This window comes from Streptomyces sp. NPDC001714, assembly GCF_042892755.1.
Taxonomy (GTDB): Bacteria; Actinomycetota; Actinomycetes; order Streptomycetales; family Streptomycetaceae; genus Streptomyces.
The window spans coordinates 476,092-490,643 of record NZ_JBIAUL010000007.1 but is presented as its reverse complement, the minus strand read 5'-3'; the positions used below and the strand labels follow the sequence as shown (position 1 = coordinate 490,643).

Below are 14,552 nucleotides of genomic sequence, written 5' to 3'. Positions count from 1 at the left end.
GCCGGGGCCGGCTCAAAGGCCCGGCGTCGGCACGCTGTTGTCGGGCGGCCCGCCGTCGCCGTTGGTCGGCAGGTCGCCGCGCTGCACCGGCTGGTCGTCGGTGAAGGCCGGGTCGGGGGTGGGCAGCAGGGTGTCGAGTTCGGCGGCGGTGGGGCGGTGGACGGCGCGCAGCGCCTTGGCCAGCACCGCGTCGGAGACCCCGCCCTCACCCTCCAGCCACACCACGCAGCCCTTCTCCGACACCTCGTACCTGTGCTGCCCGGCGTAGCGCAGGTGGTCGGTGTAGAGGTGGATGACGGCGCCGGCCTTGTCCGCGTAAGAGGCGGAGAAGCCGTCGTCGCCCTGCACGCCGACGGACTGCTGGGCGAGGGTGAAGCCCGGCGCGTCGGTGACGTAGACCATCTCCGGGGCCATCCCCAACGCCGAGGCCTTGGAGGCCAGTTCGGCCGGGTCGGCGGGGGCACCGGAATCCCCGGAGGCGCCGGGTCCCGCCTTCTCGGTGCCGCACCCGGTGAGCAGGGCGGCGGCGAGGAGCAGAGGCGGCAGGACGCGCACGGCACGGATCATGCGCCCATGGTGCCGCACAGGCGTTCCACAGGGGACCGGTTTTCCGGCGGGCCGCCACCCCGCTGCCCGCGGTGCCGGCGACCGCCCCCGACCCCGTGGAACTCCGCCCTCTGCTCGCGGGCCTGGGCACGGACCTGGCCCGCTCCGAGGGTCCGGTGTCGCTCTCCTTCACCGTCGGCACCCCGCACGGCCCGGTGACCTTCCACCGAACCGGGTGTCCGATTCCTTCAAGACCGGCGACGGGCCGCCGCCTACGGTGAGGGCATGACTCCACGATTCGCGGTGCTCGGTCTCGTCACCTCCGACCTGGCCGCCTCCCTCGCCTTCTACCGCCGTCTCGGCCTGGTCTTCCCGCCCGGCGCCGAGGAACAGCCGCACGTCGAGGCGGAGTTGCCCGGCGGGCTCACCCTGGCCCTGGACACGGAGGAGACGATCCGCTCCTTCCACCCGGCCTGGCGCCCGCCGGCCGACGGCGGCCGCGTGTCACTCGCCTTCCGCTGCGACTCCCCCGCCGCGGTCGACGCGCTCTACGACGACCTGGTCGGCGCCGGGTACCACGGCGAGCTCAAGCCCTGGGACGCGTTCTGGGGCCAGCGGTACGCCACGGTCCACGACCCCGACGGCAACGGCGTCGACCTCTTCGCCCCGCTACCCGCCGAGTAGTCCGCTCAGCGGCAGCCCCGCCAGCTCCCGTACGTCCCGGGAGAGATGCGGCTGATCCGCGTACCCCGCCCGGACCGCCGTCTCCGCGAGCGGAACCCCGGCCCGGGCGAGCGCGAGCGCCCGCTGCATCCGCAGCACCCGGGCGAGCGTCTTGGGCCCGTAGCCGAAGGCGGCACGACTTCGGCGGTGCAACTGGCGTGCACCAAGACCGAGTTCGTCGGCGACCGCCGCCACGGGCCACCCGGCGTCCAGGGCTTCGACGAGCCGCCGCAGCGGCGGATCGGGCGGGACGACCCGCTCCAGAGCGATCTCCTCCAGTGCGGCGGCCGGATCACCCGCACCCGCGACCCGGTCCCGCAGCCGCCGCACCTCCCCGGCCGGCCACAGGTCACTCAGCTCGACCCGCTGATCGAGCAGTGCGTACGCCGGCACGCCGAGGAGGGTGGGCGCGGTACCGGGATAGAGACGGAGGCCCGTCCATCCGCCTCCGCCGCCCCCGGTGACGTACCCGCGCGTATCAGGCCCGGCGACCAGCAGCCGCCCGTCGTGCCAGAGCAGATCCATACAGCCGTCGGGCAGCACCCGCCCGGCGCCACCCTCGCCGGGCGCGTTCACCCAGACGACCGCACCGGGGAGCCGGGACGCCCGTTCCTTGTACACGGACGCCAGCGTAGACGCGCCCCTTCAGGGGGGCTGGGGGAGGAGCTGCGCGGGCGACGACGACGCGCCCTCACCCCGCCGACAAAGCGATCCCCCGAACCGAACCCGGCGTCGGCCCTCAGGCCTCCGGCTTGTGATGCGGATGGCTGCTCTTCACATGCGCCCGCAACCGCGACGTGACGTCCTCCGGCGGCAGGAACCGGGACCAGCGCTCCGGGAACTCCGACGGCATGTCCGGGTCGTCGGGGTCGTCCGGGCCCGTCTCGCGGGCCGCCGCGGACGCGCGGGCCACGTACTCGGCGACCTGGGCCTCCCGCAGCCGCTCGTTGGCGGCGCGCGCCGCGGCCGTCGCGGCGGCCGGCCAGACCCGGTCGATCGCGGCGTTCACGGCGGCGCCGACCAGCACGGCGAAGGCCGACACGCCGATCCAGAGCAGCACGGCGACGGACGCGGCGAGGGAGCCGTAGATCGTCGCGCCCTCGATGGTGTTGGTCAGGTAGATGCGCAGCAGGAAGCTGCCGAGGACCCACATGGCCAGGGCGACCAGGGCGCCGGGCACGTCCTCGATCCACGGCGAGCGCACCGGCACGGAGACGTGGTAGAGCGTGGTCAGGAAGACGATGGACAGGACGATCACGACCGGCCAGTACAGGACCTGGACGAGCGTCTCCGACCACGGCACGATCCCGACCACCGCGTCCGGCCCGGCCACCATCAGCGGGAGCGCGACCGAGCCGATCAGCAGCGCGGCGATGAAGAGCAGGAAGGAGACGATCCGGGTCTTCACGATGCCCCGGACGCCGTCGAGGCCGTACATCACGGTGATCGTGTCGATGAAGACGTTCACCGCGCGGGAACCCGACCACAGGGCGAACAGGAAGCCGATGGAGATGACGTCGGGGCGGCCGCCCCGCATCACGTCGTGCAGGATCGGCTCGGCGATCTCCTTGACGCCCTTGTCCGACAGGACCGTGCGGGAGGCCTCCAGCAGGTTGCTCTCCAGGCTGGCGATGGTGTCGGCGCCGGTCCAGGCGTCGACGTAGCCGAGCAGTCCGATGAGGCTGAGCAGCAGCGGCGGGACGGACAGCAGGGTGAAGAAGGCGGCCTCGGCGGCGAGGCCGAGGATGCGGTACTCCATGCAGGAATTGACGGTGTCCTTGAGCAGCAGCCAGGCCGTCCTGCGCTTGGAGACGTTCCGGTAGAGAGCTCTGGCCCGGTGGAGCCGGCCGGAGGGCCGCTCGGGGGTATCGCTTGCTGGCTGCACGCCCTAACGGTATCCGCCGTCCGGGGCCGTCCTCACCTCCCGGGGCTCCGGCCGGGGCGGGGGCGGTGAGCGGGGCCGTTGTGTCAGGCTGGATGCCATCGCCGCCTTCCCGGGTAGGTTCGCTGACATGGCAGGCAACACCACGCACACCGTGACCAACCAGCCGCCCCCGCTGGTCGGGTACGACCTGTTCGGTGCCGACCGGGCGCTGGTCGAGGCCGTCGAGCGGCACACCGACCCGGAGCTGCTCGACGAGGTGCGCGCCGAGCTGTCGGAGATCGGCGTCTCGGCCGGCTCGGGGCAGGTGCAGGAGTGGGGGGCACAGGCGAACGAGCACCCGCCGCGGCTGCGCACCCACGACCGCTACGGCCACCGGATCGACGAGGTCGAGTTCCATCCCGCCTGGCACCGGCTGCTCGGCAAGGGCGTCGGCGCGGGCCTGACCACCGGCTGGGTGCGACCGGCCGGGCACGTCCGGCGGGCCGCCGCCTTCCTGGTCTGGACCCAGGTGGAGGCCGGCAACTGCTGCCCGCTGTCGATGACCAACGCGGCGGTACCCGCGCTGCGCACCGATCCGGAGCTGGCCGCCGCGTGGGAGCCGCTGCTGACCTCGGTGATCTACGACCGAGAGCTGCGGCCCGCCACACGGAAGGCGGGCGCCCTCTTCGGCATGGGCATGACGGAAAAGCAGGGCGGCAGCGACGTACGGGCGAACACGACCGCCGCCGCCCCGCTCGCCGAGGCCGGGACGTACGCCCTGACCGGGCACAAGTGGTTCTGCTCGGCTCCGATGTCGGACGGCTTCCTGGTGCTGGCCCAGGCACCGGACGGCCTCACCTGTTTTCTCGTGCCGCGCGTCCTGGCGGACGGCACCCGCAACGTCTTCCTCCTCCAGCGGCTCAAGGACAAGCTCGGCAACCGGTCCAACGCGTCGGGCGAGGTCGAGTTCGACGGGACCTGGGCCCGGCGGGTGGGCGAGGAGGGGCGCGGGGTGCGGACCATCATCGAGATGGTCGCCGCGACCCGGCTGGACTGCGTCCTCGGCTCGGCGGGACTGATGCGGCAGGCGGTGGCGCAGGCCGTGCACCACGCCACGCACCGCGAGGCCTTCGGCACGAAGCTCGCCGACCAGCCGCTGATGCGCAACGTCCTGGCCGACCTCGCGATCGAGTCGGAGGCGGCGACCACCCTCGCGCTGCGGCTCGCCGCCGCCTACGACGACGGGAGCGAGTCGGAACGGGCCTTGCTGCGGCTGGCGTTGCCGGCCGCCAAGTACTGGGTGACCAAGCGCTGCGCGCCGCTCGTCGTGGAGGCCGCCGAGTGCCTGGGCGGCAACGGCTACGTGGAGGAGTCGGGTCTGCCCCGGCTGGTCCGCGAGTCCCCGCTCAACTCGGTCTGGGAGGGCGCGGGCAACATCCAGGCCCTGGACGTGCTCCGCGCGCTGCAACGCGAGCCGGGCGCACTGGACGCCTACCTCCGGGAGATCGGCCGCGCCCACGGCGCCGACCACCGCCTGGACCGCGCGGTCAAGGACCTCTTCTCCGAACTGGCCGACCTGGAGGGCATGGAGTCCCGCGCCCGCCGGCTCGTGGAACGCCTGGCGACGGTCCTCCAGGGCTCCCTGTTGGTCCGCTTCGCCCCGCCGGAGGTCGCGGACGCCTTCTGCGCGTCGCGGCTGGGCAACGACTGGGGCTCGACCTTCGGCACGCTGCCGGGCGGCCTGGACCTCACGGCGGTGGTGGACCGATCCCGGGTGACCTTCTGAGATCCGGGACCTGCCCTACCTGTAGGGGCGCCGGGGGTCCCCCCGGCCGAAGGCTGGGGGAGGAACTGCGCGAGCAACCCCCACAACCGTCAGCCGCCGGCACACCGCGACAACGCACCCCCTGTCGCGCACGGCCAAGGCGCCGCAGGCTGCGGCGGGGGTGGTGCTGCGCCGACACGGCACCACCCCCGCCTCTTCGGCCCATATCAGGCCACTGACGCCACGGCGTCGGCTCAAGTTTCGGCCACCCCCGGGCCGTTCACCAGGGTTGCAAGGGGTTGCAACATATCGGTGACTGTGTGTGGACTGTGTGCCTCCGGCACCGGAAAACGGCAGTATAAGACGCGCAGTCGGACCGGAAACCGCCGCCCGGACGGCTTGACAGCGACTCATCGATGCCTGTTTCGAGGCGTATCCGGGAGGACCTCAGTGGGGAACCCGCCGATGGACGTGGCGCGACTCGCCGCGAAGAACGCGGCGCAGGCGGCGCGGGTACTGAACGAGGTGCGCGAGGCCAGACTCGCCGGACAGCGTGGGCGCGTCTCGCCCCGGCCGGTGATCGAACAGTCCTGGGGGCGGATGCTGCGCAGCGGCGTCGACCCCGACCACGACTTCCGTTCGGGGCTGCTGTCCGCCGACGAAGTCCGGCGCAGACGTGAGGAGTCACCGCTCAAGGACGTGCTGCCGGTGTTGCGCGAGGGGCTGCTTTCGGTCGCGGACGTCGCCCAGCACATCATGGTGGTCGCGGACGCCGACGGCCGGGTGCTGTGGCGCGAGGGGTCCTCGCCGGTGCTGCGCAAGGCGGACGGGCTGGGCTTCGAACTGGGCGCGGACTGGCGCGAAGACGTCGTCGGGACCAACGGGGTCGGGACCCCGGCGGTGGTGCGCAGGCCCGTGCAGGTGTTCGCCGCCGAGCACTTCGTCCGCTCGCATGTCTCCTGGACGTGTTCCGGCGCCCCGATCACGGATCCCCGGGACGGCAGCCTGCTCGGCGTGGTGGACGTCAGCGGCCCGTTGGAGACGATGCATCCGGCCACCCTGGCCTGGGTGAACTCGGTGGCGAAGCTCGCCGAGGCCCGGCTGCGGGAGCTGCACCTGGACGCGCTGGAGCGGCTGCGGGCGGTCGCGGCGCCGGTGCTGGCCCGGCTGGGCGGGCGAGCGCTGGTGGTGGACGCCGACGGCTGGACCGCGGCGATCACCGGCATGCCGTATCCACGGCGGCTCGCGCTGCCCAAGTCGCTGTCACCGGGCCGCCGGTGGCTGCCGGCGCTCGGGCTGTGCGCGGTGGAGCCGCTGGCCGGGGGTTGGCTGCTGCGGGCGGTGGACGAGCCGGCGCCGGCGGGCGGGGACCGGCTCGTCCTCGACCTGGCCCGGCCGCGCCGGCCCTCCGTGACGGTCGGCGGCGGCGCGGGCTCGTGGTCCCATGAACTCAGTCCCCGGCACGCCGAGTTGCTGTACCTGCTGGCGGTACGGCGGGGCGGGCGCAGCGCGGCCGGGCTGGCCGAGGACGTCTTCGGGGACGCCTCGCGGACCGTGACCGTACGTGCCGAGATGTCCAGGATCCGGCGGTACCTCGGGGCACTTCTCGAACACCGGCCTTACCGCTTCCGCGAGGACGCCGAGATCGAGGTGCTGCTCCCCGACGACCCGCGCGACCTGCTCCCGTACTCGACCGCCCCGGCGGTGACGGCGTCCCGGACACCCGACCGTATTTAACACAGCCGTATTTAACGCATCCGGGGCATCCAGGGAGGTATCTTCCGCATATTTGCTGGGTCTTCGAGGTACGACGGCTCCGGCTGCCGTAGCATCCCGGGTACGGGCTCCCCACCTGCTCCTCGGTCAACGCTTTGACCATCAGGCGCAGTTGGCCCGCCTCGGGAGGAGACATGAAGCATCGCGGCAGACACCGGCGGCGCAGACGGGGCACGGCCCTGCGTGCTGCCCTGGCCGGCACCGCGCTGGCGCTCACCGCGGCGGCCACGATCGTCAGCGCCTCGCAGGCCACGGTCGCCGAGGACCCCGGCGCGCTGAAGCCACTGACCGCCACCGCCGACACCTCCCGGCTGCAGCTCCGAGAGCACCTCGTACCGCGCCGCTCGCTGGACCGGCTCGCCTCGGCGATGGGCGGCACGGTCGGGGTCGCCGACGTGCTGGCCGCCTCCGACCACACCCTGCGCGAGGCGGCCGACTGCGACTCGGACGACCGGGACTCGCTGCCGGTCACCCCGGCCGTCGCCGAGGCGTACTGCTGGGACCCCACCGACACCCTCACCGACGACTGGCAGCCGGCCTCGGTGACCACCTCCTCGGACGCGGACGACGACGGCCTGTGGGGCGCCAACCGCGTCGTCCTGGCCGGCTGGACGCACAGCACCTCCACCGGCCCCGCCGCCTCCCGGGGCCTGGCCAGGGTCGCGGTGATCAACGCGAACGACCCGGCCCACCCCTCCTACTCCTGGGTCCTGCTGACCGTGCCCAGCGCCGACGGCAGCGACTACCGGGGGCTGACCTCGCAGATCTCCGGCATGGCCTGGTACCAGGACAAGCTCCTGGTCACCACCGTCCAGGGCAGTGCCCAGGCGCTCTACGTCTACGACCTGAACCGCATCCAGCGCACCTCGGTGCTGACCGACACGGTCGGCCGGGTGCCCGGCGGCTGGTCGGCCGACGGCTTCCGGTACGTGATGCCCGCCGTGGGCTCGTACCGCTTCACCGCCGGGGCCTGCTCCCGGACCGGCGCGCCCTGTCCCAGCGCGCTCTCCGTGGACCGGGGCACGGCTCCGGACAGCCTGGTCCTCGGCGAGTGGACGCCCGCCGGCAGCGACCAGCACGCCCGGCTGTGGCGGTACGCGTTCGACGAGAACCCGAAGCGTGGCGGGCTGCTCGCCACGGACACCTCGGGCCGGGCGGACGCGGTCGAGGCGTACCGGACCGGCGCCTCGGAGATCCGGGGCGTCCTGTCCTACCGGCCGCCGGGCGCGACCGGCTCCGAGTGGTACGTCGGGCACCTGCCGGGCGCCATGGACGGGCACGGCAGCCTGTGGCGGCAGGACACCAGGGGCGCGGACGGAGCCCGCTGCGGCTCGGACGCCTCGCACCGCTGCTGGGCCGAGGGCACCGGATCGCTCTCCTACGCGCCCGACACCGGCGAGGTGTGGTCGGTCACGGACCGCATGCTGTTCTCGGTGCCGCTTCGCTCGATCGACGCGTCACTCGGATAACGGCCGTCGACACGTCCGGGGCCGGGATGATTGCCTGGCCCCATGAGCAGCATCGTCGTGACCACCTGGTCCCTGGAGCAGACCTCCCCGGCCGACCTCCTGCCCGCCGCCGCCCCGGACGGCGACTCGGTCGGGATCGTCCGCGCCGAGGTCCCCTCCCCCGAGTTCAGCCGCTTCCTGTACGCCTCGGTCGGCGGTGACATCCGCTGGACCGACCGGCTGGGCTGGAGCCACGCCCGCTGGCGGCAGCACCTGGCGCGGCCGGGCGTGGAGACCTGGGTCGCATACGACCGGGGCACCCCGGCGGGCTACGTGGAACTCGAACCGCAGGACGACGGTGTGGTGGAGATCGTCTACTTCGGCCTGCTCCCAGCCTTCCGGGGCCGCCGCATCGGCGGTCACCTGCTCTCGTACGGCGCCGCGCGCGCCTGGGACCTGGCGGAGCGGTGGGACGGACTGCCGCCGACCAAGCGGGTGTGGCTGCACACCTGCAGTCTGGACGGCGAGCACGCGATGGCGAACTACCAGCGGCGAGGCTTCCGGCTCTTCGACACGAAGGTCGAGGAGGAACCGGACGTCTCGGCGCCCGGACCGTGGCCCGGGGCGTACACCACCGCGTGAAACCCGGCGTGACCCACAACACTCTGTCTCAATATTCAGAATAGATTGGTCCGAATCGCGGACGATGGTGGACTGGCCGGAGATCCGCGTGACACGCTTCCGTCATGTCTGGAACTGGAATTGCCTTGGTGAGTCGGCGGCACGTCGACCTCGGCCGCATGTCCAGCGCCATCTGTCCGGCGGGCTGAGAGCACAGCACCGCCGCGCTGTCCTGTCCAGACCTCTCCTAGCGCAACGTTGCGCACCTGTGCCCGTATGCGCCCGCAGGCGCAGGTCAGAGCCTCTTCCCACCTGTCCGAAGGACGTATATCGCCATGGCCGCCACCCCGCAGAACCCTGCCGCCTCCGCGCCCCGCCGCAAGGTGAGCCGTCACCGCGGCGAGGGTCAGTGGGCAATGGGGCACTACACCCCGCTCAACGGCAACGAACAGTTCAAGAAGGACGACGACGGTCTCAATGTGCGGACACGCATTGAGACGATCTACTCCAAGCGCGGCTTCGACTCGATCGACCCCAACGACCTGCGCGGACGGATGCGCTGGTGGGGCCTGTACACCCAGCGCAAGCCCGGCATCGACGGCGGCAAGACCGCCGTCCTGGAGCCGGAGGAGCTGGACGACAAGTACTTCATGCTGCGGGTCCGGATCGACGGCGGCCGGCTGACCACGCGGCAGCTGCGGGTGATCGGCGAGATCTCGCAGGAGTTCGCCCGGGGCAGCGCGGACATCACCGACCGGCAGAACATCCAGCTGCACTGGATCCGCATCGAGGACGTGCCGGAGATCTGGCAGCGCCTGGAGGCCGTCGGCCTGTCCACCACCGAGGCGTGCGGCGACACCCCGCGTGTCGTCATCGGCTCGCCGGTGGCCGGCATCGCCGAGGACGAGATCATCGACGGCAGCTGGGCGATCGACGAGATCCACAAGCGGTACATCGGCAGCAAGGAGTTCTCCAACCTGCCGCGCAAGTTCAAGTCCGCGATCTCCGGCTCACCGCTGCTGGACGTGGTGCACGAGATCAACGACATCGCGTTCGTCGGGGTGGAGCACCCCGAGCACGGCCCCGGCTTCGACCTGTGGGTCGGCGGCGGCCTGTCCACCAACCCGAAGATCGGCGTCCGGCTCGGCGCCTGGGTGCCGCTGGAGGAGGTCCCGGACGTCTGGGCGGGTGTCATCGGCATCTTCCGGGACTACGGCTACCGGCGGCTGCGCACCCGCGCCCGGCTGAAGTTCCTGGTCGCCGACTGGGGCGCGGAGAAGTTCCGCCAGGTTCTGGAGGACGAGTACCTCGAGCGGAAGCTCGTGGACGGCCCCGCGCCGGCCGAGCCCGTGTCGCGCTGGCGGGACCACGTCGGTGTGCACCGGCAGCAGGACGGCAACTTCTACGTCGGGTTCGCCCCGCGGGTCGGCCGGGTGGACGGCGCCACCCTGGCGAAGGTCGCGGACCTCGCCGAGGCGCACGGCTCGGGCCGGGTGCGGACCACCGTCGAGCAGAAGATGATCGTCCTCGATGTCGCGGAGGACCAGGTCGAGTCGCTGGTCGAGGCCCTGGAGGCGCTGGACCTGACCGCCCGGCCGTCCTCGTTCCGGCGCGGCACCATGGCCTGCACCGGCATCGAGTACTGCAAGCTCGCGATCGTCGAGACCAAGCAGCGCGGCTCCACCCTGATCGACGAGCTGGAGCGCCGGCTGCCCGAGTTCGACGAGCCGCTCACCATCAACGTCAACGGCTGCCCGAACGCCTGCGCCCGTATCCAGGTCGCGGACATCGGTCTCAAGGGCCAGCTGGTCCTGAACGACGCGGGCGAGCAGGTCGAGGGCTTCCAGGTGCACCTGGGCGGCGCGCTCGGCCTGGAGGCCGGGTTCGGCCGCAAGGTCCGCGGTCTCAAGGTGACCTCGGAGGAGCTGCCGGACTACGTCGAGCGGGTGCTCAGGCGCTTCCAGGCGGAGCGCGCGGACGGGGAGCGGTTCGCCGCCTGGGCGGCCCGCGCCAGTGAGGAGGCCCTCTCATGAGCGAGCGGGCCGCCCCCTTCTACTGCCCCTACTGCGGCGACGAGGACCTGCGTCCCAGTGAGCAGGGCCACGGCGCCTGGGAATGCGCGGCCTGCAACCGCGCATTCCAGCTGAAGTTCCTCGGGCTGCTCGCCCGGGGGCTGAAGCACTCCGAAGCTGGAGGGGAACAGATATGACCACCGCTCAGGAAGAGCGAACGACCGAGGAGTTGAAGGCGCTGGCCGAGCAGGCCGGCCGTGACCTCGAAGACGCCTCCGCCCTGGAGATCCTCCAGTGGGCGGTGGACACCTTCGGCAAGGGCTTCTGCGTGACCTCCTCCATGGAGGACGCGGTGGTGGCCCACCTGGCGTCCCGTGTCCAGAAGGGCGACGCCCTAGTCGATGTAGTCTTCCTCGACACCGGCTACCACTTCCCGGAGACCATCGGCACCCGGGACGCGGTCGAGGCCGTGATGGACGTCAACGTCATCACCCTCACCCCCCGCCAGACGGTCGCCGAGCAGGACGCGGAGTACGGCCCGAAGCTGCACGACCGCGACCCCGACCTGTGCTGCAGGCTCCGCAAGGTCCAGCCGCTGGAGCGGGGCCTGAAGAACTACACCGCCTGGGCCACCGGGCTGCGCCGCGACGAGTCGGAGACCCGGGCGAACACCCCGGTCGTCGGCTGGGACGAGAAGCGGCAGAAGGTCAAGATCTCCCCGATCGCCCGCTGGACCCAGGACGACGTGGACGCCTACGTCGCCGAACACGGGGTGCTGACGAACCCCCTGCTGATGGACGGCTACACCTCCGTCGGCTGCGCGCCCTGCACCCGCCGGGTGCTGGAGGGCGAGGACGCGCGCGCCGGCCGCTGGGCGGGGCGGGCCAAGACCGAGTGCGGACTGCACGGATGACGACCACCGGGCCTTCGACGAACCAGGAGAACCACGTGACGACCGGAGCCACCGTCTGGCTCACGGGTCTGCCGAGTGCCGGCAAGACCACCATCGCGTACGAGCTGGCAGGCCGGCTCCGCGAGGAGGGCCACCTCGTCGAGGTGCTCGACGGCGACGAGATCCGCGAGTTCATCTCGGCGGGCCTCGGCTTCAGCCGCGAGGACCGGCACACCAACGTGCAGCGCATCGGCTTCGTCGCCGAACTGCTGGCCCGCAACGGCGTCAAGGCGCTCGTCCCGGTGATCGCCCCCTACGCCGACAGCCGCGACGCGGTGCGCAAGCGCCATGAGGAGAACGGCACCGCGTACGTCGAGGTGCACGTGGCGACCCCGGTCGAGGTGTGCTCCGTACGCGATGTGAAGGGTCTGTACGCCAAGCAGGCCGCGGGTGAGCTGACCGGGCTGACCGGCGTCGACGACCCGTACGAGGAGCCCGAGACGCCCGATCTGCGGATCGAGTCGCAGCACCAGAGCGTGCAGGAGTCCGCGGCGTCCGTGCACGCCCTGCTGAGCGGGAAGGGACTGGCATGACGGCGACCGTGGCGGCTCACGGGGAGGGCACGGGCACCCCGTACGCCCTGTCCCACCTGGACGCGCTGGAGTCCGAGGCGGTCCACATCTTCCGCGAGGTGGCGGGCGAGTTCGAGCGGCCGGTGATCCTGTTCTCCGGCGGCAAGGACTCCATCCTCATGCTGCACCTGGCCCTGAAGGCGTTCGCGCCCGCCGCGATCCCCTTCTCACTGCTGCACGTGGACACCGGGCACAACTTCCCCGAGGTCCTGGAGTACCGCGACCGTACGGTCGAGCGGCACGGGCTGCGGCTGCACGTGGCCTCCGTGCAGGACTACATCGACCGCGGTGTGCTCAAGGAGCGTCCGGACGGCACCCGCAACCCGCTCCAGACCGTGCCCCTGACGGAGAGGATCCAGAGCGAGCGTTTCGACGCGGTCTTCGGCGGCGGCCGACGGGACGAGGAGAAGGCGCGCGCGAAGGAGCGGGTGTTCTCGCTGCGGGACGAGTTCTCCCAGTGGGACCCGCGCCGCCAGCGCCCCGAGCTGTGGAACCTCTACAACGGGCGGCACGCCCCCGGCGAGCACGTCCGCGTCTTCCCGCTGTCCAACTGGACCGAGCTGGACGTCTGGCAGTACATCGCCCGCGAGGGGATCGAACTGCCCCGGATCTACTACGCGCACGAACGCGAGGTGTTCCAGCGGGGCGGGATGTGGCTGACCGGCGGCGAGTGGGGCGGCCCGAAGGACGGCGAGACCGTGGAGAAGCGCCAGGTCCGCTACCGGACCGTCGGTGACATGTCCTGCACGGGCGCGGTGGACTCCGACGCCGACAGCATCGAGAAGGTGATCGCCGAGATCGCCGCCTCCCGGCTCACCGAGCGCGGCGCCACGCGTGCCGACGACAAGCTCTCCGAGGCCGCGATGGAAGACCGCAAGCGCGAGGGGTACTTCTAAGCATGAACACCGGCACCACGGAACTCGGCCTCGCCGAGACGACCCTGCTGCGGTTCGCGACCGCGGGCTCCGTCGACGACGGCAAGTCCACCCTGGTCGGACGGCTCCTGCACGACTCCAAGTCGGTCCTCACCGACCAGCTGGAGGCCGTCGAGCGCGCCTCCGCCTCACGCGGCCAGGACGCACCCGACCTCGCCCTCCTCACCGACGGACTGCGCGCCGAACGCGAGCAGGGCATCACCATCGACGTGGCCTACCGCTACTTCGCCACCCCGAAGCGCCGGTTCATCCTCGCCGACACACCCGGCCACGTGCAGTACACCCGCAACATGGTCACCGGCGCCTCCACCGCGGAGCTGACCGTGATCCTGGTCGACGCCCGCAACGGCGTCGTCGAGCAGACCCGGCGGCACGCCGCGATCGCCGCCCTGCTGCGCGTCCCGCACGTCGTCCTCGCCGTCAACAAGATGGACCTGGTCGACTACCAGGAGCCGATCTTCGCGGGGATCGCCGAGGAGTTCACGGCGTACGCCACCGAACTGGGCGTCCCCGAGGTCACCGCGATCCCGATCTCGGCGCTCGTCGGCGACAACGTCGTGGAGCCGTCCGCGAACATGGACTGGTACGGCGGCCCGACCGTCCTGGAGCACCTGGAGACCGTCCCGGTCGCCCACGACCTGAGCCACTGCCACGCGCGGCTGCCCGTGCAGTACGTGATCCGCCCGCAGACCGCCGAGCACCCGGACTACCGGGGCTACGCCGGGCAGATCGCGGCCGGCACGTTCCGCGTGGGCGAGGCCGTCACGGTCCTGCCGTCCGGCCGTACGTCGACGATCTCCGGCATCGACCTCCTCGGCGAGCCGGTCGACACGGCCTGGACGACGCAGTCGGTGACCATCCTGCTCACCGACGACATCGACGTCTCGCGCGGCGACCTGATCGTCCCGACGAAGGACGCCCCGGCGACCACCCAGGACGTCGAGGCGACCGTCTGCCACGTCGCCGACCAGCCGCTGACCGTCGGCCACCGGGTGCTCCTGAAGCACGGCACCCGCACGGTCAAGGCGATCGTCAAGGACATCCCCTCCCGTCTCACGCTCGACGACCTGTCCCTGCACCCGCACCCGGGACAGCTCGTCGCCAACGACATCGGCCGGGTGAAGATCCGCACCGCCGAGCCGCTGCCGGTCGACTCCTACGCCGACTCGCGCCGCACAGGCTCGTTCATCCTGATCGACCCCGCCGACGGCACCACGCTCACCGCGGGCATGGTCGGCGAGTCGTTCGCCTCCCCCGAGCCGGTCAAGGACGAGACCGAAGACGACGGCTGGGACTTCTGACGTGACGATGACCGACGTCTACTCGACGTTCGCGAAG

Annotated in this window: 15 protein-coding genes; 12 read left to right on the top strand and 3 right to left on the bottom strand. The window is 71.9% G+C overall.

What is annotated here, in order from left to right; genetic code table 11:
- Positions 1-12: 12 nt before the first annotated feature.
- Positions 13-567 (bottom strand): membrane lipoprotein, encoded by a 555-nt coding sequence (locus ACFY0P_RS21470; protein WP_388915192.1) that lies wholly within the window; start codon positions 565-567, stop codon positions 13-15.
- Between the two features lie 264 nt (positions 568-831).
- Between ACFY0P_RS21470 and ACFY0P_RS21465 the strand changes: the two genes are divergently transcribed.
- Entirely contained in the window at positions 832-1,230 is a 399-nt protein-coding gene (locus ACFY0P_RS21465) for a VOC family protein (RefSeq protein WP_388915189.1), read from the top strand.
- Here the strand turns inward: ACFY0P_RS21465 and ACFY0P_RS21460 are convergent.
- Positions 1,216-1,890: a helix-turn-helix domain-containing protein gene (locus ACFY0P_RS21460; protein WP_388915186.1), complete on the bottom strand. Its 675-nt coding sequence runs from the start codon at positions 1,888-1,890 to the stop codon at positions 1,216-1,218. The two genes, ACFY0P_RS21465 and ACFY0P_RS21460, sit on opposite strands and share 15 nt — an antisense overlap.
- Positions 1,891-2,008: 118 nt before the next feature.
- Positions 2,009-3,154, bottom strand: coding sequence for a YihY/virulence factor BrkB family protein (locus tag ACFY0P_RS21455; RefSeq protein ID WP_388915183.1), 1,146 nt, complete (start codon positions 3,152-3,154; stop codon positions 2,009-2,011).
- A 127-nt stretch (positions 3,155-3,281) separates the two neighbouring features.
- Between ACFY0P_RS21455 and ACFY0P_RS21450 the strand changes: the two genes are divergently transcribed.
- From ACFY0P_RS21450 to ACFY0P_RS21400, 11 genes are all read left to right on the top strand, one after another.
- Positions 3,282-4,919 (top strand): acyl-CoA dehydrogenase family protein, encoded by a 1,638-nt coding sequence (locus ACFY0P_RS21450; protein WP_388915180.1) that lies wholly within the window; start codon positions 3,282-3,284, stop codon positions 4,917-4,919.
- 444 nt (positions 4,920-5,363) lie between these two features.
- The gene (locus tag ACFY0P_RS21445; RefSeq protein WP_388915177.1) at positions 5,364-6,635 is read left to right on the top strand and encodes a GAF domain-containing protein; all 1,272 of its coding nucleotides are present in this window, start codon (positions 5,364-5,366) and stop codon (positions 6,633-6,635) included.
- 173 nt (positions 6,636-6,808) lie between these two features.
- Entirely contained in the window at positions 6,809-8,143 is a 1,335-nt protein-coding gene (locus ACFY0P_RS21440) for a hypothetical protein (RefSeq protein ID WP_388915174.1), read from the top strand.
- Between the two features lie 42 nt (positions 8,144-8,185).
- On the top strand, positions 8,186-8,764 hold the full coding sequence (locus ACFY0P_RS21435; RefSeq protein WP_388915171.1) for a GNAT family N-acetyltransferase: 579 nt from the start codon (positions 8,186-8,188) through the stop codon (positions 8,762-8,764).
- A 104-nt stretch (positions 8,765-8,868) separates the two neighbouring features.
- Positions 8,869-8,952: a putative leader peptide gene (locus tag ACFY0P_RS21430; RefSeq protein ID WP_309500612.1), complete on the top strand. Its 84-nt coding sequence runs from the start codon at positions 8,869-8,871 to the stop codon at positions 8,950-8,952.
- Positions 8,953-9,078: 126 nt separating this feature from the next.
- The gene (locus tag ACFY0P_RS21425; RefSeq protein WP_388915169.1) at positions 9,079-10,776 is read left to right on the top strand and encodes a nitrite/sulfite reductase; all 1,698 of its coding nucleotides are present in this window, start codon (positions 9,079-9,081) and stop codon (positions 10,774-10,776) included.
- Complete coding sequence (locus tag ACFY0P_RS21420) at positions 10,773-10,952, top strand: hypothetical protein (RefSeq protein WP_351328653.1); 180 nt, start codon at positions 10,773-10,775, stop codon at positions 10,950-10,952. Before ACFY0P_RS21425 ends, ACFY0P_RS21420 begins: the two co-directional genes overlap by 4 nt.
- The gene (locus ACFY0P_RS21415) at positions 10,949-11,668 is read left to right on the top strand and encodes a phosphoadenylyl-sulfate reductase (RefSeq protein ID WP_388915167.1); all 720 of its coding nucleotides are present in this window, start codon (positions 10,949-10,951) and stop codon (positions 11,666-11,668) included. The genes ACFY0P_RS21420 and ACFY0P_RS21415 overlap by 4 nt, the downstream gene beginning before the upstream one ends.
- Positions 11,665-12,240 carry an adenylyl-sulfate kinase gene (cysC, locus tag ACFY0P_RS21410; RefSeq protein ID WP_388915164.1) on the top strand — a complete coding sequence of 192 codons (576 nt, stop codon included), beginning with the start codon at positions 11,665-11,667 and terminating at the stop codon, positions 12,238-12,240. The genes ACFY0P_RS21415 and cysC overlap by 4 nt, the downstream gene beginning before the upstream one ends.
- Positions 12,237-13,175, top strand: a complete 939-nt coding sequence (gene cysD, locus ACFY0P_RS21405; RefSeq protein ID WP_388915161.1) for a sulfate adenylyltransferase subunit CysD — start codon at positions 12,237-12,239, stop codon at positions 13,173-13,175. Before cysC ends, cysD begins: the two co-directional genes overlap by 4 nt.
- Positions 13,176-13,177: 2 nt before the next feature.
- Positions 13,178-14,515 carry a sulfate adenylyltransferase subunit 1 gene (locus ACFY0P_RS21400; protein ID WP_388915158.1) on the top strand — a complete coding sequence of 446 codons (1,338 nt, stop codon included), beginning with the start codon at positions 13,178-13,180 and terminating at the stop codon, positions 14,513-14,515.
- Positions 14,516-14,552: the final 37 nt, after the last annotated feature.